At 58.3% G+C, this 25273-nt stretch carries 13 protein-coding genes; 5 read left to right on the top strand and 8 right to left on the bottom strand.

Annotated elements, in window-relative coordinates; all coding sequences use genetic code 11:
- Positions 1-77: 77 nt before the first annotated feature.
- On the bottom strand, positions 78-455 hold the full coding sequence (locus tag D8U82_RS13355; RefSeq protein WP_130902327.1) for a DUF6124 family protein: 378 nt from the start codon (positions 453-455) through the stop codon (positions 78-80).
- Positions 456-915: 460 nt separating this feature from the next.
- On the opposite strand from D8U82_RS13355, the gene D8U82_RS13350 reads away from it, so the two are divergent.
- The 4 genes from D8U82_RS13350 to D8U82_RS13335 all read left to right on the top strand — a co-directional run bounded on the left by D8U82_RS13350 (position 916) and on the right by D8U82_RS13335 (position 16127).
- Positions 916-4089, top strand: coding sequence for a hypothetical protein (locus tag D8U82_RS13350; protein WP_130902326.1), 3174 nt, complete (start codon positions 916-918; stop codon positions 4087-4089).
- A gap of 143 nt (positions 4090-4232) precedes the next feature.
- Positions 4233-7880 (top strand): Tc toxin subunit A, encoded by a 3648-nt coding sequence (locus tag D8U82_RS13345; RefSeq protein WP_130902325.1) that lies wholly within the window; start codon positions 4233-4235, stop codon positions 7878-7880.
- 65 nt (positions 7881-7945) lie between these two features.
- Positions 7946-12073 (top strand): neuraminidase-like domain-containing protein, encoded by a 4128-nt coding sequence (locus D8U82_RS13340; protein WP_130902324.1) that lies wholly within the window; start codon positions 7946-7948, stop codon positions 12071-12073.
- On the top strand, positions 12066-16127 hold the full coding sequence (locus D8U82_RS13335; RefSeq protein WP_130902323.1) for an Ig-like domain-containing protein: 4062 nt from the start codon (positions 12066-12068) through the stop codon (positions 16125-16127). The genes D8U82_RS13340 and D8U82_RS13335 overlap by 8 nt, the downstream gene beginning before the upstream one ends.
- Before the next feature lie 9 nt (positions 16128-16136).
- Here D8U82_RS13335 and D8U82_RS13330 read toward each other — a convergent pair whose 3' ends face one another.
- Genes D8U82_RS13330 through D8U82_RS13305 form a run of 6 tightly spaced genes read right to left on the bottom strand, consistent with a single transcriptional unit; the run spans position 16137 to position 22835 of the window.
- Positions 16137-17465 (bottom strand): DUF58 domain-containing protein, encoded by a 1329-nt coding sequence (locus D8U82_RS13330; protein ID WP_016773469.1) that lies wholly within the window; start codon positions 17463-17465, stop codon positions 16137-16139.
- Complete coding sequence (locus tag D8U82_RS13325; RefSeq protein ID WP_016773470.1) at positions 17462-18463, bottom strand: MoxR family ATPase; 1002 nt, start codon at positions 18461-18463, stop codon at positions 17462-17464. The genes D8U82_RS13330 and D8U82_RS13325 overlap by 4 nt, the downstream gene beginning before the upstream one ends.
- Positions 18460-19623, bottom strand: coding sequence for a DUF4350 domain-containing protein (locus D8U82_RS13320; protein ID WP_130902322.1), 1164 nt, complete (start codon positions 19621-19623; stop codon positions 18460-18462). The genes D8U82_RS13325 and D8U82_RS13320 overlap by 4 nt, the downstream gene beginning before the upstream one ends.
- A complete protein-coding gene (locus D8U82_RS13315; protein WP_130902321.1) occupies positions 19620-21158 on the bottom strand; it encodes a DUF4129 domain-containing protein in 1539 nt (512 codons plus the stop codon). The genes D8U82_RS13320 and D8U82_RS13315 overlap by 4 nt, the downstream gene beginning before the upstream one ends.
- The gene (locus tag D8U82_RS13310; RefSeq protein ID WP_130902320.1) at positions 21145-22122 is read right to left on the bottom strand and encodes a stage II sporulation protein M; all 978 of its coding nucleotides are present in this window, start codon (positions 22120-22122) and stop codon (positions 21145-21147) included. Before D8U82_RS13310 ends, D8U82_RS13315 begins: the two co-directional genes overlap by 14 nt.
- Positions 22119-22835, bottom strand: a complete 717-nt coding sequence (locus tag D8U82_RS13305; RefSeq protein WP_130887866.1) for an RDD family protein — start codon at positions 22833-22835, stop codon at positions 22119-22121. Before D8U82_RS13305 ends, D8U82_RS13310 begins: the two co-directional genes overlap by 4 nt.
- 267 nt (positions 22836-23102) lie before the next feature.
- On the opposite strand from D8U82_RS13305, the gene sbcB reads away from it, so the two are divergent.
- Complete coding sequence (sbcB, locus tag D8U82_RS13300) at positions 23103-24533, top strand: exodeoxyribonuclease I (RefSeq protein ID WP_130902319.1); 1431 nt, start codon at positions 23103-23105, stop codon at positions 24531-24533.
- Positions 24534-24631: 98 nt separating this feature from the next.
- On the opposite strand, the gene mvaT is transcribed toward sbcB, so the two are convergent.
- Positions 24632-25009: a histone-like nucleoid-structuring protein MvaT gene (mvaT, locus tag D8U82_RS13295; RefSeq protein ID WP_016773476.1), complete on the bottom strand. Its 378-nt coding sequence runs from the start codon at positions 25007-25009 to the stop codon at positions 24632-24634.
- Positions 25010-25273 lie beyond the last annotated feature (264 nt).

The raw sequence follows: 25273 nt of genomic DNA, 5'->3' as shown, positions 1-25273 counted from the left end.
AGCCTTCGGCAGCTCCTACAGGGGAACGCATTCCAGATGTAGGAGCTGCCGCAGGCTGCGATCTTTTGATCTTGACATCACGCCACCGCGATCGCCCGCTCCTGATCCAGCGCCTTCTCCGCCAGCAATAACCCCATCTCGCTCAACTGATAGATCGCCATCGCCAGATGTCGCGGCTTGTCCTCGAGGCTGTCCGCCAGGTCGAGCAGCAGAATGCTGACCGAAGAAAAGGTCTCGTAGGTTTGAATGGCCATCGCTTCGGGGTTGATGTCGGGCGCGACCATGAACATCTGCATGCCGCGATCGACGGAATTGCACGACGGCGCAGCGCCGGGTTTTTTCAGGTAGTGATCGAGGGCTTTTTCAGCGGCCTCGTGGAGTCTGGTGGAATCGGGGGAAGCGTAGGGGGAGGTCGAGTCTTCGCTTTCAGGGGGATTGGGTGTTGGTTTGATCATTGTCGTATTGCCTCGATGAGGGCCAATACCTGTTCGCGACTAAACGAAAAGGGTGGCGGCTGAACGCAGGTTAGTCGACCGGGAGGCATACGAATTACCGGCGCGCCCGAAGGCGCCCTGCGCACAGCCACCATCAAGTGCGGGGATAGGGATTACCCGACTGGATGACGCTTATGCACCTTCATATGCCTACCGGGCGACTAAACCCGACCACTGATTGGCAGCGGCACGGATCACGTTACGGGGCAGCTTCAAAGCGCACAAGCCGGCGGATTCTGAGTGATGTGTAGGCAACGGCGCAACCTGATGTAGCCGCGTGTTAACGGCTGAAGGACGTCAGCATGTTGCAGCGTGGGAATAGTTACCGCTGGTCGGGACTGTCAGGTTTTACAGGTGTCATTTCGTGCTTACGGTTCTTCAATGAGGCACCCAGATACCGACGGTATAAGGAAGCTCAACCATGTCCGACCATGAGAACCCAGGCTCCAATTCTCCAGAAGATGGCCCGTTTCCTGAGGACCATCGCCCTTCCCAAAAATCCGATGATCCGATTTCCGAAGAGCCGGGAATCTTGGTCGCGGATTTGGAGTATGAGGCCGGCTCGGGGTCACTGTTAGTAGATACCACGATGGACTTCAAGTTTCGTATACCGGTAAACGATGGCCGCTATCACAAAGTTCATCTGGATTTTCACGGAGCCGATAATTACTACCGGCGTATCACTGAAAGTGCATGGTTGGGGGGCGTCTGGCACAGTATTCGAGTCGAAGATCTTCCCGAGAGTGACCTGCAAGTCAGAGTTGATGGAAGATGGCATTACGTTGATCAATGGTCAAGGTGGACACCGCGGACTTTGCTGGTCAGAAAGGCTGCTCGCATTGCTAGCAATCGTACTGTGACTACAACGGTTCCAGGCCTCGCCGGTAAAGGCAGCAAAATCACGCTTGTGCGTCCCAATTCAGGCACTGTACTGAGCACAACGACCATTACCAATGGCTACGGAAATTGGACTGTCACCCTCCTTGATAATGTCCCCCAGGGTTTACAGGATTTCATCATCCGTGAGGAGTATGGAAGTACGCAGGGGCGCTACGCGGGGAAAGCGTCACTGACCGTACTCAAGCCTGTAACGCTCACGCCGTTGCCGCAGGTTATAAATACACAAACGCCGCAATTTGCGGGTACAGGCGGTCTGCACCAAGCGATGACGAGAGTGGATGTTTACATCAAAGGCACATCGATCAAAGTATTGGCCGACGCAAAGATCGAAATTGATGGGTCATGGGGTGGTACCAGCACTTATACGTTTGCGTTCGGCGAAAATTATTCTCTAGTCGCCAGTCAAAGATACGATGGCGCAACATCTGTGCCGTCAGTCCAACGAAATTTTTATGTCATTGACCCCCCCCGAATAACGTCTCCTGGATTGACGCAGACGGTGGACATGACATCGACGTTCACAGGCACTGTCGTCGCCGGGATCTCCAGTGCTGTTGCTGTGCGTTCGGAAAACACCCAAGCTCAAATCAGCATCCCAACCGATGCCGCCACAGGCGCATGGTCTGCATCTTTCACGCTGACACCTGGTCCGCATTCAATTGTCGGCACGCATACCTATTTGGGAGTGACATCGCTGACCAGCCAACCCTTCGGCATACGGGTACGCACGGGCAAGCCCACGGTCACATACACGCAAGCCAATGAAACGATCACATTTTCCGGCACCGGACATTTCGACGAGAAGCTCAGAACCGAAATCGAGTTCACTATCCTCGAAAGTCCAGCCGGCCCAATGCCGGTCGCGCCTCCCAACGCACAAGTACAGCGCAACGGCACTTGGAGCACCGCCGTAACGGGCTGGAAACTTGGCACCTATGAGATCAACGCCGTCCAGAAGATCAGAGACAACGCCGGCGGCTGGATCGACTCGCTGCCGCTGACCTTCGAAGTCAAAAACATCCTCCCCGATGTCAGTGAAGTGCAATTCACCAAGGACTACCAACCGACCTTCAGCGGCAAAGGCTTCAACGGAGCCATGGTGCATCCAAACAGGCCCAATAGCGGATACCTCGAAGCGCCTGAAGCTGAGGTCGACGGCGGGCGATGGTCTACCAAGGCTTCAACGGTCTGGGGACCGTCGTTCGAGCGTGAGGTACACATAAAGCAATTTCTCGACGGTCATCAGTCGCCAAACTGGTTTGTGCTGAAAGTCACCATCGCGCCGCAAGCCCCAGGCCTGAACGACCCTGAAGATGACGGACTTTCGCCCAGGTTCAGCGGCACGTGCTGGCCGGGTGCAACCGTGAACATTGAGTACAGCGACGAAACCGGCATTGTGCACAAGGGCATCGTCAGTGCTGGCACGTGGCAGTTCAGGCGCGACAAAGAATTTGCCCCGGATATTTCCCATACCGTCACGGTAACCCAGCTCGCCGCGCAGCAAACTTCGGAGCCGGCGTCCAGAACCTTTATTGTTAGGAGGCCGATGGTCACGCCAGTGATTACTCAGCCGCCGGACGGCTCGGAAGTCGGCCGTGTCGTAACGGTCGAGGGCACGATGGGAATGGTGGGTGCTACCTTGCAACTGCGTGACAAACGTTTTGGCCGTCCGTTGGGAGAGCCGAAAGTATTGAGCCAGGACGGCGACTGGTCGATTGACCTGAGCCTTCTGGAATTCAGGCTCTACACCTTCGACGCACAGCAGACACTGGACGGTCGACCGTCGCTGTACAGTGACGAGCATGAATTGACGGTGGTGTTGCTGCCGCCAGAATTTCTCCAGCCGATACCAAACGGCAAGTTGCCACGAACTGCATTGCTCAAGGGTACCGGCATGAGGGGCGGGGTTGTCGAAGTCTGTCTGCTAGGGCTCACCGAACCTCTGCTCAGTAATGTCGGTGTCGACTGGCAGGGTATTTGGCAAGCCGAAGTGACGTTGCCGGTGGGCAGCAAAACAATCTGGGCCCGGCAAAGATTCACGGATGAAAGCGGCACACAGCAGGAGTCGAAAGACAGCGAGCCGCTGCACTTTGACGTCGTGCCGGCCGCCCCCTTCATTGAAACCCCGATCGAGGACGATGCCATCGGGCAGCAGGTGGTGGTGTGCGGTTTTGGCGTGCCGGGCGATACGGTTACGGTGACGCTGGTCGGTGCCACGCGCTCAGAGCCGGCAAGTGGAATCGTGCAGGAAAATCGCACCTGGTCAGCGATGCTCGATGCAAGTTCGCTGGTCGGGGGGCTTTACCGGCTGGAGGCATTTGCATCCCGGGACGGTTTCGAATCGTTTGAAACCCTGCGCTCGGTCATGTTGGGTACTTTTGTGCCTGTCCTCGACGAGCCGGCGGCGGGACGCTGGGTCACTCAGCCAGTGCAGTTCAGCGGCAAGGGCCGTCCGGGCGTGGGCGCCGTCGTGAGTTGGTACAACCCGGACGTGCAGTGGCTGGCTCAGGCACCTGTGGTCGATGAGCACTGGCGCGGGGAGGCGACGCGGGCACTGCCGCTGGCGGGTAACTGGTACCGATTCCGGCAGACGCTGACTGACGCAGCGGATGACGCGACGATGTCCGATTGGGCGGACAGTGCGCGTTTTGAAGTCGAAGCCGCGCGGCTTTTCACAACAATTCCTCAAGCCTGACTTCCGACGAACGGTTATAAAACCTGTCATAAATGACAGTGGACTGAACGGCTTTCGCAGCGCTAAATCGTACTTACTGAATGTGCAGCCCGACGAAGGATGTCGGGCTGTGCGGGCCAGTTGTCGCCTAAAGGAATCTGATCATGGTTGATTCGCGCCGTCCCGCCCTGCAACTGTTCGACCAGTTGTTCAGCGAGAAACAACGAGCACAGGACGTCGGACTGCAGAACCTCGAGACTTACCTGGAAAACGGTGGATCAATTTATTCACTGGTTGAAAAGGGTGTTCAAGGCATGCTCCAGGAGCACCCGCAACTCAGCTTTGAGCAAGCGCAACAATTCTGGCGCGGCGCCAACAGCATAGCCACGTCTCAGCGGCGCCAGTTTATCGAGAGGACGCTGAGGGGGAACAGGGACGCGCCAAAGCGCAGCTCCAGCGGTTTGCTATCGATCGTGGACGGTCCCAATTATCACGCTCTGATCGGTACCGATTTTGCTGCACTGTGCCCGCCAGATGCGCTGGAGTCCATCTGGTCGCCAGTAGCCTATCTGATCGACTTGTTGCGCTGGGTTCGTGACCGTCTGGAGGGCATCAACAAGGAAGAAAAATATTCGCTGCATAACCGGCGCACGGATTTGCTGGCACTGAGCGTCGACTTCAATGCGGTTTATCAGTCGATCTCGTCTGTGGACATCATCGTCGAGGTGCTGGAGAAATTCATTGCGGCGAATACGGATGTCGATTCGATCGAAGACGCGCTGATCGCAGCTCGCTACCCCAACGGCCTGCCTTATTACCAGCATTGGGTCACGATTGATGGTATCGCGCAGGTTCATGATCTGTCGGTGGGCGACTTTGAGCACCGGGTCGACCTCTCTTATCCGTATTTTCTGCAAACCAATGGTCGGGGTGCCAATACTGCAAAGGGTTTCGCCCATGCTTCGCGGCTTGGCCCTTATCAGCGCCTGTTGCTGACAGAAACCCGGGCGGATTTCGAAGATCGCGAAAGTTTCTTTGCGCAAAACTTTGGTACCAGCAAGCTCGACGAATACCTGTTCCTCAATCAGGTGGTGTTCCTGGGTGAGCGCACCAAGCTCGACAGTCGGCAGATCGAAGCCCTGCTGTCGATTGGCGACTTTGCTCCGGTGCGCTCGAGCAATGTCACCTATATAGATGACAAGCCCGAGCATCCGGAAAGCGAGCGCTCGGGGTCAATCTATATCAATGACAACACTGCGCCGGCGGTGCGTATCGATAATGCAAGCGAGCTTCGGCATCGATTGACGGCAAATCCCGACGAGTCCATCGGGTTCAATCGTTATGACCGACTGAATCGGATGGTGCGCCTGGCGAGCTGGACCGGATTGCCGTTCGATCAGGTAGACGTAGTGTTGGCAGCTGCCATGAGGGCGACAGCGCTCGGCAATCGGCCTGAAGACTCTTCAGACAAAATGGAAATAACCAATGGCGTCGTGCATGCACTTGGCTTGTTTCAAAAGTTGCGCGAGCGCTACCAATGCACTGCCGCGGACTTCGCGGTTTTTATCGGTGAGATGTCGGTTTATGGCCGCGGCGAAGCGCTTTCGCAGTTCGATCAGTTGTTCAATTTCGAATCAGGCTATCGCGAACCTTTCAAGCTCGACAACGGTGCGTTTGCGGTAACACCTGTGCCTGGCATGGTGGATCTGACGATCAGCCAGCTCTGCAGTGGCCTGGCGATTGATCCGCAGACTTATTACGTTCTGGCGAAAACAGTGGCCAAGGCTTATGGCTTGACCGAAACACTGAATCGCAATGCAGCGACCATCTCAAGTTTTTATCGTTTGGTGTCGCTGCCCCGGCTGTTGAACATCACACCGGTTGAAGGTGTACTGATGCTGTCGATGCTGGGCGGCGATGAGTGGATCAACCGCTTCGCCGGTGTCCCTGTCATTCACGATGTTCCGGACGGTTTACCGGATGCGCTGGAACTGATCGAGGCTATGCAAAGTTGCGTGCAGTGGTGCGCGCAAAACAATCTGCCGGTGTCGTGGATGTTGCAGCATGCGGTCGACGCGCCACCGGTACAGGAACTGTCCGAACAGGATGAGCAGTTTTTCGAGCAGATTCGCAATTTGCTGCCGACGGCACAGCTGTCCAATAGCACTTTCCTCATGGCTGGCGTACCGACCGCCGGTGCTACTGACTGGATCGAATTCCTCGCGACGTCCGCCGACAGCCTGGGGCCGATAACCGATTTGTATGGTCTGATCCTGCCCTATGAGCAAGGCGCTGAGACGTATCCGGCCTTCGTCCTTCAAAAAATCTCATGGGCGGTCAATAGCGCCTTGGGTGAGATCGAGCCAGCATTGCGGCAGAACATCATCACCAGCATGGTCAGTGCTTTTCTACAGATGCGCGATGCTCAGACTTCGCTGGTAAGGGAGACGCTGGCGGCATACGCCGGCGTGGGTGTGGATCAAGCGTTGCTGGTCCTGGATTGGGCAGGCGTCACGGTGCATCAATTACTCCTGCATGTATTGGAGCGAACCGATATGCAAGCCGAGACGTCCGGCCGTACACGCGACCGAGCCGCAAGCGCATCATTTGATCTGCTGGCTGAAATTCGTCGGCGCAGTGAGGTGGTGTCGACACTTGGGTTAAGCGCCGCGCTGTTGCAGGAATATCTGGATAGCGGCTACACGGACTGGCTTGTTCAGGCCGACAAACATACGTTGACGGTGCGCACTCTTTATTACCTGACGACGCTCACTCGCGCTTTTGCCCTCGCCTCAGCCGCGAGCGGCCAATCGCCACAGAAGCTTTTGGATTACCTGCGTCAGGTCAACGCATTGCCGGCAGTCAGCGGTGATGCGAAAAGGCTTGCGCAACAGGCGTCTGCCATCAAGCTGGCGAATTTTTTTGGCTGGAGCGTGCAGGAAGTGCGCGAATGTGTCAGCCGCATCGATGCCGACGGGATTCTGAAGAACCTCAGCCAGCTCGATTTGTTGATGCGCGTGCTGACGCTGTCCACCGCGACCGGTATGGATGCGTTAACGATTTTTCTGATCGGTAATCTGCCCGAGACGGTCGACAAAAGTTCCTACGCCAAGGCCGCTGAACATGCCCTGCTCGGCGAGTCCAGTGCGCAGGCGCCAATTGTGCATGCACCGGGCGACGTCACAGGGCTGGTCACGATGACGTGCGAAGTGGTGGATAACAGCACCGTTGTGGCCAATAAGCCAGGCGAAAAAGTCACTTACAAGGTGACCCTCAAAGACGCCAACGGGGAGCCGCTGAGTGGCGTCACCGTCCATTGGCGCGCCACTTTGGGCACCATTAAGGACGACACCACCCTGATCGACGGGACGCTTGTGGCCGAGTTTATTCCCGGCAATGTCATGGGTCACGACACGCCATTGCTCTGGCTGGATTTGTTCGAGCCGCAATATGCCCCTTCCATCGAGATCACGGCCGATTTCGCTACGCTGTTTTTCCCGCTTGAGGAACTTTCACCTACGCCTCTGGATACAGTGGAATACGGCCATGAAGTAGAACTTTATGCGGTGCTGGAAGACGCCTACGGAAACCGCGGACAGAACTCGCTGGTGGAGTGGTTCTGGACAATCGAAGCGCCCGAGAAGAGGGATGCCGTCACTATTCGGCCGGCGCAGGGTTTTACTGATCAGCAGGGGCTTACACGGGTTTTTGTTTCAAGCAGGACGGGCGGCACATTCGTGTTCAGTGTTCGCACTCAGTCTGGGGAAAGCGAAAGAATATTCACCAATGCCATCACGTTCGCCCGGAGCTAGTGGCAGGACGTTGCGTACTGCCTGGCGAACGTTTGTCCCCGGGCCATATTCCAAGGAGCGAGATCATGGCACTGAGTAACATTGGCGGGCTGCTGGAAAAACGTCGCTCGGCCCTGCTCGAATACTGCATTGGTCAAGTGGCCAATACCCGATACCCGTTTCTGAAAACGCCTGACGATCTGTTTGAATTGCTGCGCATCGACCCGCTTGACACCTATCAGGTGAAGAGTTCCAGAGTTGCCGAAGCGACAAGCTGTGTGCAGCAGTACATTCATGCGGTGTATCGAAAGCTGGAGCCAGGCTTTGGAGATCATGAGTTCGACAAGCGTCATCTGCACGAATGGATTTTTTACAGCAATTATTCCGATTGGGCGGCGATGCAAAAAATTCCATGCTATCCGGAAAATTTCATCATTCCATCAGTGCGACTGCGCAAAACCAGTCTGTTCAGAAATCTGGAAAACAACCTTAACCAGGCCCGTTTGAACAACGATACCGTGCAGGCTGCGCTGCAGGAGTATCTACAGGCATTCGAAAAAATCTGCGATCTCGATGTGATCAGCTGTTTCATGGATGGCATGACACCGGCCAAAGCCGATTACTACTTCCTGGGGCGGCAGCGGGTGCAGCCGTTTCAGTATTTCTGGCGCAAGGCCGAGATCGAACTGGGCGTAACCAGCGTAGCGGTCAATCCGGCGGTCTGGAGTGAATGGCAAGCCGTGGAAATCCCGACCGCCGATCAAGTGCTGGATATCCGCCCGGTGTTCTGGAATGGCCGGTTATGTGTGGTCTGGGCCGAATGGCGTGACGCGGTCGTCGGCAGCGCAGCGGAGGCTTTCAGCCCGAGCAAATTGGTGATCAATCTGGCATTCATGACACAGAACGGGCAGTGGTCGGCGCCGTTGTGTGTGCACAGTTCAGAGTGCAAGGACAAGCTTTTGGCGAGCCCCCCCCGACTGATTGCGACTGTGCATGCTGATTACCTTAATCCGAAGGGCAAGTTGGGGATTCTGTTAAGTGGCAAGTTCTCTAAGAGGTCACCCGCAGATTCTCCACCGGAAGATTCTGCTGAAACGGATCTGGAAGTGCATGCGATTTACGACGTGCTGATGCGCCCCCTTCTGGACGGTGGCGCGTGGCTGGATCTGGCACTCAAGGAGCGATTCGTCAGCAGCGATACGGTTCAGCACCCGCTCGACATTCAGGTTACTGCTGTCCCTCGCATAACGAACCATGGTTCTCTGACCCCCTATCTTGGTCTGAACGTTATGGCAACGCGCGTCGATGACAACGATGTGCTGACGGTGCAGGGTTTCTGCAGTCCCACGGGACTTGAAAGCGCTATGTTGAATATGGTGCTGCAAGTGACGGGATCGTCTGATATCGATCCGCCGCCGATTAGTGAACTCCAGGATGCAAGCGGTGGCTGGACAACTCAAGCGTGGACTTCCCGGCGGGCGAAAGGCACATGGGCTACGCCAGTCACGGTCTTATTCGCCTCTCCCAGTTCCCCTACAGGACAGAAAGAGTTCGACCTGACGATTGTCGATCTCATGGACTTCGTCCCGCCAACTCTGCACAGGAGCAGTGCAGGCACGGCACAGTTCCTGTCATTCAATCAAGCTGGACTGGCGTTGAAATACGTTCGGCTCAATTCATTATTCGGTTCGGAACTGGTAAGGCGTTCGAATATTTCCGTGGACGCCGTGCTGGACTGGTCCAACCAGTTCATTCTCGAACCGTCGCCGACCGGCGCAGAATTTGTTGAACTCAATGGTCCCTTCAACGGTGCCAACGGTCTGAATTTCTGGGAATTGTTTTTTCACCTGCCGCATTTGATTGCCACCCGGTTGCGTGATGAAGAGCGCTTCCAGGAAGCGCAGGACTGGCTGCATTACGTGTTCGATCCACAGGCAACCCAGGATCGGAAAGATCCGCCGGTCCCGATCATGAACCCGAAACCGGCGTACTGGCGTTGCCGGCCCCTGGATATAGAGGGGGCGGGAAGTAATCCGGGGTGGGAAATCCTGAATCCCTCTGATCCGGATGCCATTGGCTATGCCGCACCCGCGCATTTTCAGATCCTGATGTTCACTGACTATGTGGAAAACCTGATGGCGTGGGGCGATTGGTATTACCGCCAATTGACCCGTGACAGTCTGGTGGCCGCCAAGCTTTGCTACGTCCAGGCCGGGTTTCTGATGGGCAAGGCGCCCACCGCCGACACAGCGACTCGTTGGCAGACCGCCACCGTTGAAAACCTTCTGGCCCAGAGTGATTCACGACCGCCTCTTGAAGCGCTTGAAAATACGCAGGATTTCAACCTGGCGGATTACCCGATCGCTTCCGATACCCCGCCGATGCTGGGATTGGTGGCAAGCAAACCTTTTGAAATTCCGATCAATCAATCGCTGCTCGACCTGTTTGCAAGGCCGCAGCAACGGCTTGGTTACCTGCGCGACAATCTCACCATCGATGGCAAACCGCTGGATATATTGCTGTTCAGCCCGATGACGGATCCCAGGCAATTGCTCCGCGATCTGGCCGCTGGCAGCGCGGCCGGACCCAGACCGATGGGGGGGCGGCTGGTGGTCAATGCCTACCGTTGGCGTGTCACGTTCGAAGTCGCACTGCGTGGGGTACAGAGTCTGCGGGATTTCGGCAGTCTGGTGCTGCGACTGCTTGAACAACGCGACCGTGCCGAACAAGAAGAACTGCAGCAGAACCATCTGCTGGAGTTGGGCCGTTACGCCGAAACGGTGCAGGAACAATCCATCGCCCAACTGGAGGCGAATGTAACAGCGCTTCAGCAAAGCCGGGCAATGGCGCAGGAGCGGGCCGATGCCTATGCAACGCGTTACAACGAGAACGTTTCGCCGATCGAGTACCAGGTCATGGCCAGCCTGCAGCAGTCGAAAACATCAGCCCTGCAGGCCAAAGCCGTCAGAGTGGCAGGGGGCGTCATCGCGGCGTTGCCGAAAATCTATGGTACTTCCAACGGTGGCTTCAAGCCCGAACACGCATTCGATGCAATGGCTTTCGGTTTTGACGTCTCTTCGTCACTGCTGCAAATCGACGCCGACCGACAAGCCACGACCGAAGGCTATCGTCGCCGCCGCACTGAATGGGCGCTGCAACGCGATCAGGCGCTGGCGGAGGTGGGCGCAATCAATGCGCAGATCGAAGCGCAAAGCCATGCGGTCAACGCAGCAAGATCCAGCCTTGAACAGACGCTTCGGGCCAACAGTCAAGCGTTGACCATGTTCAACTTCCTCAAAAAACGCGCGAGCAATGCCGAGTTGTTCGGCTGGATGCTTGGCCAGCTAAAAGCCCTGCACTACCAGGCGTACGACGCGGTCGTCAGTCTGTGCCTCAGTGCGCAGGCTTCGCTGGCTGCTGAAACCGGCGATTATGATGCACCGGTCCCTTTGCCTCAGGCCTGGCTCGATCACCGTTATGGTCTGGGCTCTGGCGAACAGTTGCACATGTATCTGCTGGACCAGGAACGCAGGCGCTTGCAAAGCTACGAGCGGCGGCTGGAGCTGGTCAAAACAGTTTCCTTGCGGCAGTTGTGCGACGACGGCATCGAGCCTCAAGAGGGCGTGAGCAGTTGGGCAGATGCACACCAGCAATTGATGGCAACAGGTGTATTGGAGTTCAGACTGACCCAGTTGCTGTTCGACCGGGATTACCCCGGCCATTTCTGCAGGCAGATCAGTTCAGTGGAGGTGGATCTGCCTGTTCTGACCGGTCCTTACGAGGATGTCCGGGCAACCTTGCTGCAGATCAGTAGCGTGACGGCGACCCGGCCCACCACACAGTCTGTGCAGTACCTGCATACGCCGACCTCAGGGGTACCTGGCGATCTGGTGTTCAACCTGCGCAGCGCTCAGCAGATCGTTTTATCGGTAGGGCTTTCCGACAGTGGCCTGACCCACCAGAAACCTGATGAAGGTTTACTCAACCCGTTTGAATGCACGGGTGCGGTTTCCCACTGGCGACTGAGTTTTCCTCGACCGCTAAAACAGCCACAAGCTGCAATGCTCAAATCCTTGACCGATATCATTATCCGCGTGCGCTACAGCGCCAAAGCCGGCGAGCCGACGTTCGCCCAAAAAGTCACAGACCTGGTTACCAAGGCTGAAAACGCCAGTTTGAAGATGCCAGTCGAAGGAGCAGGCGACCATGAATGATCCCGTCGTGCAAAACAATCAGAATCTGGTGCTCAATGGTGACTTCAACGATCGGCTCAAAGAGTGGCGCCCCAGCGGGATGATTGGCCTGGCGAGAGAATTCTATGCTGACGAGTTAGTCAATTTCATGGAGGTCGGTGTCGGGGCTTCGGCTACACAGGTAATCAAGGCACCCAAGACCCCCGGCGCCCGCGCGGGTTACGAACTGACGTTTCTATGCGAACTGCGGCCCGGAGTTTCATGGTCGGGCGAATCGGGCTGGTTGCACATCCGCAAGAGCGGCGATGTGTTAATGAGCATCGAACTCACGGCAGAAGAAGGCCGGAAACAGGTGCACGAAGACGCCGGACTGGGGGCGGAGCAGCCGCTGGAATTCAAGCCGCGGGTGTATCAAAGATCACTGGACCAATTGGCGTTCGTCGAAGATGACGAATTGAGCTTCGAGGTCAGCGGTGTCCCGCGCAACGCGGGCGACCGTAGTTCGACAATCTGCATCACTCGAATCGACCTGCAACTGAAGCTTGAACCGTTGCAACTGCAGACGGTGCGACTGGATGACGAAGTTTTGCCACCAGGCCAGACGTTACACCTTTGCCTGGGCGCTTCCCTTGGCGATGACCCGGACGGCTCTTTGTACATTGCGCATCGTCTGTCTTTTACCCCTGTAGACGGCAGCGTCTGGCTGGGTACGGATATCGCACTGATCATTCAGGGCAACCCATTGGAAGCAGTCAAGGCAACCCCTGACTGGGGAGTCGATCAACCGCTGCTGTCGCAGTGGTCGCTCGACTGCCCGGATATGGGAGAAGAGAAAAGTCATGACTTCACAATAAACCTGGTGAACCAGTACAACACCGAGCCTTATGCGATTGACGTGTCGCTGGGGCATCATCGATTGGCGCTTCGCGAAGTGCAGACCGCGGCGTATTACCCCGTCCTCGAGTATGCACAAAGCGTCCGGTTGGGCGTGCAGGTCCTTTCGTTCTACACCGGCCGTTCGCTTGATGGTCGAGAGGTCAGGTGGACGAGTATCGGGCAGGGCGTGCAGGGCACCGCAGTCACTGATGAACAGGGCCTGGCTTACTTCGATTTCGTCCCTGAGCAAGCCGGCGATTTTGTCATCACAGCGTCGGTCGACAGCGCTTATTACGGCAATGGCGAGGTGACTCACGAATTTCCAGTCACGGTGCTGGCGACCGACCCCTGGCGGGACTTGCGTTGCGTTGTCGAAGAGCAGGTAACCCTGTGGGACGCGACCGGTTATCCCAATCGCGGCACTGATTACCCCTTCATCGTGCGCTTGCCCGCCGACAGCCCTTTGCTGGCGACTGATCTATCGCTGCACTGGAGCGGCGTCGGGCATGAAGAGTTGAAGGTCACGGTCAACCCGCCACTCCAGCAACCGGTCGCTTTCAACGGCGACGATAGTCTCTGGACGCTGGCCTGCGAGGACTGGCTGGATGGTCGCTTCGAACTGTCATTGGTCTGCTCGAAGTTGTTACTGCCATCGCCGCGTAAACCCATGTCGCTGGCGCGCAACAAGGTCAGGATCGCTGACACGCGCGGCCCGAATATTTCGCCGGTTGTCGAGAACTACGAAAAGACCTTGATGCGAGTGCAGGTGGTGCATGTCACTGACAAAGGTGCCGGTGAGCCAGTAATTGATGCGTTCGTCGACTGGCAAACCCCCGAGGGTATTGTCAGGTCTCGTACTGGCAGTGGTGGCTGGGCCAGCCTGTATTACTGGCCGTTGAAGGCTTTGAGCAACGAGACGATTACCGCCAGTGTGAGAGCCTACGAAGGCGGGCCGGCAGATGGACACACGTTTTCGGTCACGGCGTTTGCACGAGACGAGTGGAAGGACAAGGTCAGGATCACGTTTGATGGCTTTCAAATTTCCAGTGACGGAATCGCTTGCAAGCGAGGCAAGACGCACATCCTGACGGTCCGTGCATATGAGAATAGCCCGCTGATTGGCGAGGCAATTACGCTCGGTTGGCGCAACGCAAAGCCAGAGATCGGGCTTGCGGTGAGCGACCTTGATATGCCGAGAATATTGCGCGAAGGGGAAGATCTGAGTTGGTTGTTCAGCTCTGATCGTATCGAAAGTACCAGCAGTATTTTCGAGGTAAGTTTGCTCACCGACACTCTCACGAACAAGGATTTTTCTTGCCGACTGTTATCACCTGACCTCCATGAAGAAATGACCGTGGTCCTGGATCAGATGACCGATCTCAGGGGGCAGCCGCTCTTTCCGTGTATTGGCGCTATACATCGCTATATCTTCCGCACCAATGCGCTGAGTCCTTTAGTGGGTATCCCCATGGATTTGCTGTGGAGGGGAAGCTCGGCGGCAGAGCTCGGAATCGAGTTGAGCCCACCCCCCAATAGCGAAAATGTTGTGGACGACAGCGGGTTTACCTGGACGCTGGACTGTTCAAAAAGTACCAAACCCGGGGTTTTCAAACTTCAGTTCATTATCAGTTTCTTTGGCGTGAGCGACATCAATACGATGACCCTGGCCCACAATAAAATCACGATCGAAGACGTCCGTGCATCTGCGGTGGATCCGGTCATTGGGCAGGATCCTGCGTGGATGTGGCTGAAGGTACGCTCCCCTTATCGTCCCGACCTCCCTCTGGAGCAAGTGGCTGTTCAATGGACAGCCGACGGCAGCACCGAAGTGCACGGGACGGGGGCCGACGGCTGGAGTGGTTTTCCCTTTGCGCCAACCACGGCAGGTGAGCATGTGGTGACAGCGGCGGTTATCAGCCCTTATGACCGTTTTGAAGGGCGCCGCTCCATGCAGGTTCTAGCGCTGGAACGGGATCCGTGGGACGGATTCGAATACAGTTTCGACTCCCGACCGTTTCAGGCACTGGGTGAAAGCGCTGAATTCCCCCGGCGCAAGGGGCAGCACCAATTGCGCGTGAGTGCTCCGCCTGGCAGTGCGCTGCATGACCAATATCTGACACTGGGCATGACCGGCACCGGGCCGGCGGAATTGGGCTTGCGCTTCGAGGAACCACGTCTGGGTGATCCCAGGTTTTTTTCGGAAGCTGGAATGACCTATCGGTTCAACGCGGGCGACCTCAAGGACGGGAGTTTCGGCCTGCGCTTTGCCTCGGCGCGGTTGGCCAGGCTTTCTCCAGTTATTGCGATGTCGCTGGGGCAAGGCGCGCAGGTGGTAAAAATTGCGGATCGTTCGCGCAGCAGTCAGACGCTGTTTTGGGGCGAGGCTGTATCTGAGCGGATCACCATTGTGTCGGGCATCAGTGGCAGACCGATGGTAGGGATGAAGGTTGTCTGGCGCAGTCCGGACCTTGGTGAGGTGACCACCACTACCAACTTCTACGGTGAAGCGCGGATACGGTTCGTGCCGACAACACCGGGTGCGGCGCAACTGACCGCCACGGTGGGCGATGCGCTGTATTCGGAGTCGATTTCCTTAGCGTTTTTGCTGCACGAGCCCCGGGAGATCAAGGAACTGGTCAGCGATTATCCGAGCGGGTATCCGGGGCAACAGATGACCGCGCAAGTCCTGGTAGTGTCAGCGAGTACCGCGCAACCCTTGGCCAATGTCGAAGTGATGTGGGAGTACGACCGCACCTCGCTGCCGACAACCCTGACGGATGCCGAAGGCAAGGCAACGGCGCGCATTGTCTTGGAAGGAGCAGGCGAGGCTGCGTTGCGGGCGTCGGTAAAGGGTGGTTTGGCTGGCTGGGTGGTAAAAACGCTCTGGTTGACCGTCACTGAGCGTGCAGCAGCGGTGGAATCCGTTGTTGCGTCGCCTAATCCGGTCCCCTTGCAGACCTACGTCTCCATGACCGCGCTGATTGTGGCCAAGGAGGGGCGAGAGCCCATGCCCAGACGGAAAATCCTTGTCTCCACTAATGGAGCACCGTTCACTGAGTCGTTTACCGATCACAGCGGGCGATACCAGGCTCACTGGCGGCCGATGAGCCTTACGGATCAGATTTCACTGGTCGTCAAAGTAGAAAACAGCGACGGCACTTCGGACAGCGGCGCTGTGCATGTTGCAGTCACCAACTGATCGAATCTGTCAGATCGCAGCGGTCTTTTTCCAGCTCATGTAGCTTGTCACCAGTCCGGCCCCCAGCTCGGCGGGCCGAACATCCATCACTGCAACGCCATGGGCAGTCAGCCGCTCATGGAGTTGCGAGCGGTCATTGAGAAAATCGATGGTGCCGCAGTAGGCTAATGCTTCGGGCAGTGTTTGCACTGGCGTCTGGCGTAACCTATCCAGCGCTTCCTCGCGCAGGCTCGCCACCAGCACCCGATGTTGCGCGCTCAACCGTCTGACCGCGCCCAGCACTTGATCATCGTCATCGCGCAGATTGGTCACCAGCACTACCAGCGCCCGCCGCTTTTGGCGGGCCAACAACTGGTTGGCAGCAGCCTGGTAATCAGCAGGGAGCTGGGTGCTCCCGAGGTCATAAACAGCGTTGAGCAGGACGTTCAGTTGGCCGCTGCCTTTGACAGGCGCGACATGGCGCGGCTCATCACCGGCAAAGGTACTCATGCCCACCGCATCCCCTTGGCGCAACGCCACATAGCTAAGCAGCAGGCAGGCATTGAGCGCGTGATCGAAGTGCGACAGCTCACCATCGTGACTGCGCATCTGCCGGCCGCAATCGAGCAGGAAGATGATCTGTTGATCGCGCTCATCTTCGTACTCGCGGGCAATCGGTGTGCGCTGACGGGCGGTGGCTTTCCAGTCGATCTGGCGCAGGCTGTCGCCCTCGCGAAATTCGCGCAACTGATGGAATTCCTGACCCTGACCGCGACGTTGCCGCTGACGTATGCCGAGCTGGCTCAGCCAGTTGTCGACGGCGCGCAACTCACCGCCGTAAAGCCGGGCGAAGTCCGGGTAGACACGGGTCTCGTCGCGGACGCTGAGCAGGCGTTTGCCGGACCATAATCCCAAGGGGCTGGGCAGGTTGACTTCGCACTGTTCGAAGCAGAAATGCCCGCGTTCGAGAGGTCGCAGACGGTAGGTGAGCTGACTGACATGGCCGGGTTGAAGCTCGACAACTGTTGGCAGATATTCAAACGCGAGGCCGTCGGGTACGTGGTCGAAGAAATTGATGTTCAGTGGCTCGGCAAACTCATGGGCGACCTCCAGCTTCACCTCTCCCCAGCGCCCGAGCGCCAGGCTGCCGGGCATCTGTCGTTTGATGCGCGGCGAGGGCAGGCGTCTGAGGCGTACGGCGTCGATAACCGCCAAGGCCAACAGCGCCAGGAGCAACCCCCAGTTGATCGAAATCAGGCTCGACGGGAGCTCTCTGCCGAGTGCCTGAAAGGCGCCAAGCACGATGCTGACGCCCAGCAGCAGCGCCAGCCAGATCAGCAGCAAACGCGAGGGTTTCACAGGCGCGGCGCCGGCACTTGATCGAGCAATTGCGCGAGCACCTGATCGACCTGCAGGCCTTCGATGTCTAGCTCCGGTGCGATGCGCACGCGATGGCGCAGCACAGCGAGTGCGCAGCCTTTGATGTCATCCGGAATCACGAACTCGCCGCCGCGCAACAAGGCGCGGGCACGGGCGCAACGCACCAGTGCAATCGAGGCGCGTGGTCCGGCGCCGAGGGTCAGGCCCGGCCAGGTGCGCGTGCTGCGCGCCAGACGCACGGCGTAATCGAGGACCTGATCATCCAGCGGCAGATCGCTGGCAATACGCTGCAACGCCTGCACGTCTTTGGCTTGCAACACTGTGCGTAGCGGTTGCACATCGAGCATGTCGGCGCGGGTCGAACGACAGACCTGACGGACCATGTTCAGCTCCTGATCGGCGTCGGGATAATCCATGCGCACCTTGAGCATGAAACGGTCGAGCTCGGCTTCCGGCAGCGGATAGGTGCCTTCCTGTTCGATCGGGTTCTGCGTCGCCAAAACCATGAACGGTTGCGCGATGGGCAGGGGGCGACCTTCGAGTGTCACCTGGCGTTCCTGCATGGCTTCGAGCAATGCCGCCTGGGTTTTTGCCGGGGCGCGGTTGATCTCGTCCGCCAGCAGCAGGTTGGTGAACAGCGGGCCTTTGCGCAGCTTGAACTGCTCGGTCTGCAGGTCATACACGGCGTGGCCGGTAACGTCGCTGGGCATCAGATCCGGGGTGAACTGGATGCGCGCGAACTCGCCGCCGAAGCATCGCGCCAGTGCACGCACCAGCAAGGTCTTGCCCAGCCCGGGCACGCCTTCGAGCAGCACATGGCCGCCGGCAATCAGCGCGGTCAGGACATCGTCGACCACCGCATCCTGGCCGATCAGCGCCTTGTTCAATTCATTGCGCACTGCCTGCGCCAACTGGCTGGCACGCTGGCGCTGCTGGGCGGCGTGCGTCGCGCTGCCGGGCTCGATCTGTTCAGTCATAACGCGTTCCTCAAGGTTTGCAGATGAGCGACCTGACGGCTGAATTCGGCGCTGGACAAACGCTGCTTCTGACGTGGGCTCAGGGCCTGGCTGATGGCGCGGGTGGGTTGCCGGGTCAGGCGCGATAACGCCAGCCATTGCTCGGCCACATTCAATTGATCGAAACCGGGATGGCGGCGGCGGGCGCGGCGCAGGATGTCTTGTTGCAAGGCTTGCAGCAGCGCCTGCTGGCCGTTGTGGCGCAGCAGGAAGTCGGCACTGGCACGCAGGTGCTCCAGCAGTTGGCGGCGACCTGCTGGCGCTGGCATTTGCACCGGGCCGTGACGCACGCCGGCCTGCCACAACCACAAGCCGATCAAGGCGAGCAGGGCGACGATGGCCTGCGGGAAGTAGCGCCAGAGCAAGGTCCACAAGCCATCGTGCGCGGTGTTGTAAATCAGCGTGACGTCGGTGTCGGCGCTCAGATACCAGAGCAGCCAGGCGTTGTCGTATTTGCCGATAGCGCCGGTTTTCCACAGCTCGGCATCGGTGACCACGGTGATCGTGCCGAGGCCGTACACCCGTTGCATCATGTGCGTGGCTTTGGCGCTGTTGGCCCAGGCTTGCGCGACATTATTCGGGTCGTCGAGGTGGAAGTCGGTGTCGAAACCGGCGTAGGCCGGCGCGTCTTCGTCTTCCAGGTACAGTTTGGTCAGTTTCGGGAAGCGGTCCTTTTCCACGTCCACTGGTGGATCTTTCAATTCCTTGCTCAGCGATTGGTGCAGTTGCACCTTATCGAGCAGCAGATCATTGCTTTGCCCGGTTTGCGCATCCCACAGCGATTCAGCGACAAATACCAAGCGTCCGCCGGCGCGAGTCCAGTTCAACACCTGATCGACTTCACGCGGCGTCATCCGCGCGCGCTCGCCGAACAACAACAAGGTGTGGCTGTGCGGATCAATCTGCGGCAGCACCGCCAAGGTCTCGGCGTGACTGACCGCGAGGCCGCGCTCGCGCAGGAACATTTCCGCCGCCAGATAAGGATTGGCTTGCGCGGCAGGCGAGGGGCCGTGATCGACGGTTTCCTGATAGGGCCGGGCCTTGAGGTAGAGGAACAGGCTCAAGCCGCCAAGCAGCACAAGCGCCAGCGCAGCCAACGACCAGCCGATGCGCCGGTTCAATGCCCGGATCCTTTGCCGAACAATTCACGCCAGCCGTTGCACAGCTCTGCTTGCAGGTGCGCAGCTGGAAGTCGATGCCCGTAGGCCATGTTCTGCCAGTGAACAGTGAGGTTGCGGCTGTAGGCGAGCAGGTCCGGGCGTTGCAATTGCTCAATGCGGTTGAGGATCTGGCTCTCGGTGTCGGCGGCTTTCAGCGTCAGGTCGAAATCATGCAACAGATGACTAAGCAAGCCGCGATAAAGCAGACCCAGCGCGGCGCGAGGTTCGCTCAGCCACAATTGTTCGGCGCTGCTGGCAATGTCATCCGGCAGGGTTTCACGGTTCAGATCGAGGCCGAAGACTTGTGGCGACGCCTGCGGTTTGCTGCGCGCTGGCAGGTTCGGGCGGCGGCTGACGAAAGCCCCGAGGAATTCGCGATAACGCCAGGCCAGCCAGCCCAGCGCGGCAATCAGCGCGCCCCACAACAGCACCTCAATCACGCCGGCGAGGGTATCGAGGTGCCGACCGTCGAGCCAGCCGAGCAGGGTTTTCAGCCATTGCGGAACTTCACCCGCTTGCGCGTTCTCGGTGGGTTTTGCCGGGTCGTCGCCAAAGCGGTAACGGGTGACGCTTTCCTTGTTCTTGAACGGCGGTTGTTCGAGCAGCGACTGAATGCTGTCGCGCGAGGCCTGACTGGTCAGCGGCTGATTGAGCAACCGTGGAGCATCCGGCGCATCGCTGGCCCATACCGGTTGCAGATTCGGCAGCAGCAGACACGCCCCCAGCAACACGCCGAGCACGCCGTTGTTCAAGCGCTGGCGTAAACGGCGGAAGACCAGCTCGATGTCCCAGGCTTCCAGTTGTGTGCGGCGGTTCAGGTACAGGCTGAAACCGCAGGCGACATACACCGGTCCCCAGGCCACCAGGATCAGCGCGTAAAAAACGTTGGTCAGGTGCTCCAGCCAGCGCCAGTCCTGATCGGCGGCTAGTAGTAGCGATTGCCAGTCCCAGTCGGTCTCGATCTGCTGCGGCAAGAGCATGTAGAACAGCAGCATCAAGCCGATCCACAGTGCGGTTTCCAGATGCACTCCGATGATCGTCAACCATTGCGCGGCGCCGCCGTTGCGTTGCAGCAGCACCTGCAGACGTTGTTGTCTGGCCTCGCCGTCGAGACCTTCGAGTTGCGTCACCGGCAGCACAAAGCTGCGACTCAGGCTCAGCCGGCGCCAGGTCAGACTCGCCAACAGTTGCGGCCTGAGCAGGCGTGGCCATTCACGCAAGGCTTGCTTGAGCGTCGGGGTTTCGCCGAACAGCGCTTTGGAGAGGATGTACAGCGGCAGGCGTTCGTAGGCCGGTTTCAGCCACCAGAAAATGAACACCGCCAGCGATGGCGAATCCCACAGCAACAGGCTGAGCAGGGCGAACAGCGGCAGGGTGACGATCGCCCAACTGGTCATCAACAACCGCCGATGCTGCTGGCTCATCAACACGCCCAGGTCCATGGCTTCCCAGGTCGTGCGCGGGCGGATCACTGCGCTGGCGTCACTCAGGCGCATGGCGGGTCCTTCCGGCAAACAGCAGATACACCGCGACGGCCAGCCACAGCGCGGCGCCGACGGCGTATTTGGTCAGCGGCGTTACGCTGGTTTTCGACGACCAATAAGCCTCGATAAAGGCTGCGATCAACAGGAACAGCATGGCCCCACACACCAGCAACACGCTTTTGCGCGCGGCCAGGCGCAGCGCCTCGCCCCATGTCAGGCGTCCGGGGGCGATCAGCGCCCAGCCCACCTTCAGGCCCGCCGCTCCGGCGAGGGCGATTGCGCTCAGTTCGAACGCGCCGTGACCAATCACGAACGACCAGAAGGTCTGGCCGAAACCGATCTCGCTGAGATGCCCGGCCACCGCGCCGATGATCATGCCGTTGTATAGCAGGAAGAATCCGCTGCCCACGCCCATCAGCAAACCGCTGGCGAATGTCTGAAAGGCGATGCCCGTGTTGTGCATGACGTAATAGCCGAACATCACCCAGTCTTCGCTGGCCGCCCGTTCGGCCGAGCGTCCGAGGTGGCCGGCAACGGGGTCGTACATGCCCTGCATCTCGCGCACCTGTTCGGCCGGGATCAGGTTGTAGATCAGTTCCGGGTTCAGATAAACCAGCACGCCGAAACCGATCAGGCTGCCGAAGAACAACAGGCTGGCGGCCGCAACGAAGCGCCACTGTTCGCGCACGAGTCGCGGGAAGTCCGCGAGGATAAAGCTGATGATGAGCGCCCCGAGGCGACTGCGATGCCGATAGAGCTGTTGATGGCCGCGCAGCACTTGCTGTTGCAATGAATCGATCAGAAAACTGCTGTAGCCACGCGCCTGGGCCAGAGCCAGATGTTGGCAGAGACGTCGATAGGCCTTGGGAAAATCGCTGACTTGCGCCGTATCCTTGCCGCGTTCGAGGCGTTCAAGCGCCACGGCGAAGCGCTCCCATTCGGCCTTGTGGCGACTTTCGAACAGGCTCTGCTTCATGGGGTCGGCCCCAACAAACCGCGCGCGATGCCGTTGAGTTCAGACACGGCCTTGGGCGCAGAGATGTGCAACGGCTGCGCCAGCAATGCCGCCAGCTCGTTGACCCGTGCGGGAGAGAGTTCGGCCTGACGCTCGGCGAAACCGAGTACCGCGCGTTGTTCGCTCAAGGTCAGCGGAACGGGGCAGCGACGAGGTTCGGCATCAGGCAATTGCGGTCGGCTCAGCGGCCGTTCGCTGTAAACCACCAACGTGCCAGCGGCTATGTCGCCGAGGCGTTTGAAGGTCGGGTGTTGCAGGCAACTGAGCGCACCGAGGAAATAGCCGAAGGGCAGTAGATCGACAAAGCGCAGCAGGTTGCGCAATAGCGAGGCCGACCAGCCGATCGGCGTGCCGTCGTCGTGCGCCACGCGCAAACCCATCCATTGTTTGCCCGGCGAGCGGCCCTGACGCAGCACCTCGAACAGCACCATGTACCACCAACTGATGGCAAACAGCAGCAAGGAACCGAGGCCCATGCCGAGCTTGCCTAGAAATGCCAGCGCGATGAACAGCACGCCGAGGATCAAGCCGCGAATGCCCAGATCGATGGCAAACGCCACCGCGCGCACCATCAACCCGGCGGGGCGCAACGGCAGGTCGATGCCTTCCGGCGTTTCGACCTGATGGCGCGTATCCAGCGGTGCTTTCCTTCGCGGTGCTGTGGGCTCGAGCATGGGCTACCTGATGTTCGCCTGTTCGGGGTGCAAGTGCGCCTGATGCTAGCAGCCTCTCGGGTGTGGGAGCGAGCCTGCTCGCGAATGTGGTGGGTCAGTCAGCCTGTGGGCAACTGACAGAAAGCCTTCGCGGGCAGGCTCGCTCCCACGAGGGAAATGCATTCCAGTTGTAGGAATCTGGAGAAATTGCTGTTCGAGGGCGACCAGGCTGGCCGTGGCAGCCCTGAAACGCCTAGACTTCGCCGATCTTCTGTTCAGGATTCGCCCGTGACTTCAATCTTCTGGTACGACTACGAAACCACTGGCATCAATCCGCGCAACGACCGACCGCTGCAGGTGGCCGGGATTCGCACCGACCATGCGCTCAACGAGATCGACGAGCCGGTCAACCTCTATTGCCAGCCCAGCGAAGACATCCTGCCGCACCCGGCGGCGTGCGCGATCACCGGCATCACCCCCGGCCAGCTCGCTGAAAAAGGCCTGAGCGAAGCCGATTTCATGACTCGCGTGCATGCGCAACTGGCCGCACCGGGCACCTGTGGCGCCGGTTACAACACCTTGCGTTTCGACGATGAGATGACCCGCTACAGCCTGTATCGCAATTTCTTCGACCCCTATGCCCGTGAATGGCAGGGTGGCAACAGTCGCTGGGATCTCATTGATGTGGTGCGCGCCGCTTACGCATTGCGCCCGGACGGTCTGGTCTGGCCGACCGATGATGAAGGCCGCGTGACCCTCAAGCTCGAACGCCTGACAGCGGCCAACAATATCGATCACGGGCACGCTCACGAAGCCCTGTCGGATGTGCGCGCCACCATCGCGTTGGCGCGGCTGATTCGCGAGAAACAACCCAAGCTCTACGAGTGGCTGTTCCAGTTGCGCAGCAAACAGAAGGTGATGGATCAGATCCGCCTGTTGCAGCCACTGGTGCATGTGTCCGGGCGTTTCTCGGCGGCGCGCAGTTATGTCGGCGTGGTGCTGCCGCTGGCCTGGCACCCGAAGAATCGCAACGCCCTGATCGTCTGTGATCTGCATCTTGATCCGCAGGGATTGCTGGACCTCGATGCGCAAGCCTTGCGTCAGCGTCTTTATACCCGTCGCGATGAGTTGGCCGAAGGTGAACTGCCGGTGCCGCTCAAGCTGATTCACATCAATCGATGCCCGGTTGTAGCGCCGCTGGCGGTATTGCGCGCACAAGACCAGCAGCGCCTTGGGCTGGACATGGCGCTTTATCAGGAGCGGACAGTGCGACTAACTGACGCACAACAAGTCTGGAAAGATAAAGTCGCGGCGATTTATGCCAGCGAAGATTTCACTCCCAGCGAAGATCCCGAGCAGCAGTTGTACGATGGATTTATCGGTGATCGTGATCGTCGTTTATGCGAACAAGTTCGAACGGCCGACCCTGCGCAATTGGCGCAAGAGCACTGGCCTTTCGATGATGAACGTTTGCCTGAATTACTTTTTCGATATCGAGCACGCAACTTTCCGGACACCCTGGATGTGGCCGAGCAAGAGCGCTGGAAATTATTCTGTCAGCAGCGCCTGACGCAACCCGAGGCAGGTGCGCCGAATACCGTGCAGTCATTTATCGAGGCCGCCGAGCAATGGTCGCTTAGTGCGTCACCGATGCAGCGAGAGGTGCTCAATGACTGGCAGAATTATGTCCAGGCATTACGCAAACGTTTGAATCTGTGAAATCGAACATGCCCGGACAATAAATTACGGGCATAAAAAAACGCCAGCGCTGGCTGGCGTTCTTTTGTTCGCGGATCGCTCTGCGAAGGCGTTGCGGCTTAGCCCAGCAGGGTCGCCCAGCCTTCAACCACGTCGCCGCCCCACTTGGCTTTCCACTCTTTCAGAGTCTTGTGGTTGCCACCTTTGGTTTCGATGACTTCACCGTTGTGCGGGTTTTTGTATTGCTTAACTTTGCGTGCACGCTTGGTGCCGGTAGTTTTTACTGCGCCGCCACGTGGAGCCTTGGATTTTGCTTCTGGATCCAGCAGCGCGATGATGTCACGCAGCGACTTGGAGTATTCACCCATCAGCGTGCGCAGTTTGCCTTCGAATTCCAGTTCGGCTTGCAGTTTGTCGTCTTCGGACAGGTTCTTCAGACGGGCTTGCAGCTCTTTGATGGCTTCTTCGGTGGCGCGATATTCGTTGATCAAGGACATGAGTACTACCTTTTGTAGAATGCTGAATGACAGGGGACAGTGCCGCAATAATAGTCAGGCTGTTTCATCAAGTAAACATTTAGATCGGCTTTTTATTTAAATGAGTTACAGGGATTAGCCGCGCTTTGAATGTTCAGTTAAATAATGTGATGCAGTCAGCACAGATATTTACAGTTGTCTGACAAAAGCCCCACTAAAGCGTCACGGTCTTGACGTAAGACCTGCGTCAGAAAGCCGTTTCGCCATGCTTTGTCCCACCCGGCG

It is taken from the genome of Pseudomonas sp. Sample_23 (assembly GCF_004307595.1).
GTDB lineage: Bacteria > Pseudomonadota > Gammaproteobacteria > Pseudomonadales > Pseudomonadaceae > Aquipseudomonas > Aquipseudomonas atacamensis.
The sequence above is the reverse complement of the archived record's forward strand: the minus strand, read 5'-3'. Positions and strand labels throughout refer to the sequence as shown.

Bases quoted from the DNA above. Each gene is read 5' to 3' on its own strand.
- D8U82_RS13355 (WP_130902327.1), bottom strand. From the start codon at position 455: ATGATCAAACCAACACCCAATCCCCCTGAAAGCGAAGACTCGACCTCC.
- D8U82_RS13350 (WP_130902326.1), top strand. From the start codon at position 916: ATGTCCGACCATGAGAACCCAGGCTCCAATTCTCCAGAAGATGGCCCG.
- D8U82_RS13345 (WP_130902325.1), top strand. From the start codon at position 4,233: ATGGTTGATTCGCGCCGTCCCGCCCTGCAACTGTTCGACCAGTTGTTC.
- D8U82_RS13340 (WP_130902324.1), top strand. From the start codon at position 7,946: ATGGCACTGAGTAACATTGGCGGGCTGCTGGAAAAACGTCGCTCGGCC.
- D8U82_RS13335 (WP_130902323.1), top strand. From the start codon at position 12,066: ATGAATGATCCCGTCGTGCAAAACAATCAGAATCTGGTGCTCAATGGT.
- D8U82_RS13325 (WP_016773470.1), bottom strand. From the start codon at position 18,463: ATGACTGAACAGATCGAGCCCGGCAGCGCGACGCACGCCGCCCAGCAG.
- D8U82_RS13315 (WP_130902321.1), bottom strand. From the start codon at position 21,158: ATGCGCCTGAGTGACGCCAGCGCAGTGATCCGCCCGCGCACGACCTGG.
- D8U82_RS13310 (WP_130902320.1), bottom strand. From the start codon at position 22,122: ATGAAGCAGAGCCTGTTCGAAAGTCGCCACAAGGCCGAATGGGAGCGC.
- D8U82_RS13305 (WP_130887866.1), bottom strand. From the start codon at position 22,835: ATGCTCGAGCCCACAGCACCGCGAAGGAAAGCACCGCTGGATACGCGC.
- mvaT (WP_016773476.1), bottom strand. From the start codon at position 25,009: ATGTCCTTGATCAACGAATATCGCGCCACCGAAGAAGCCATCAAAGAG.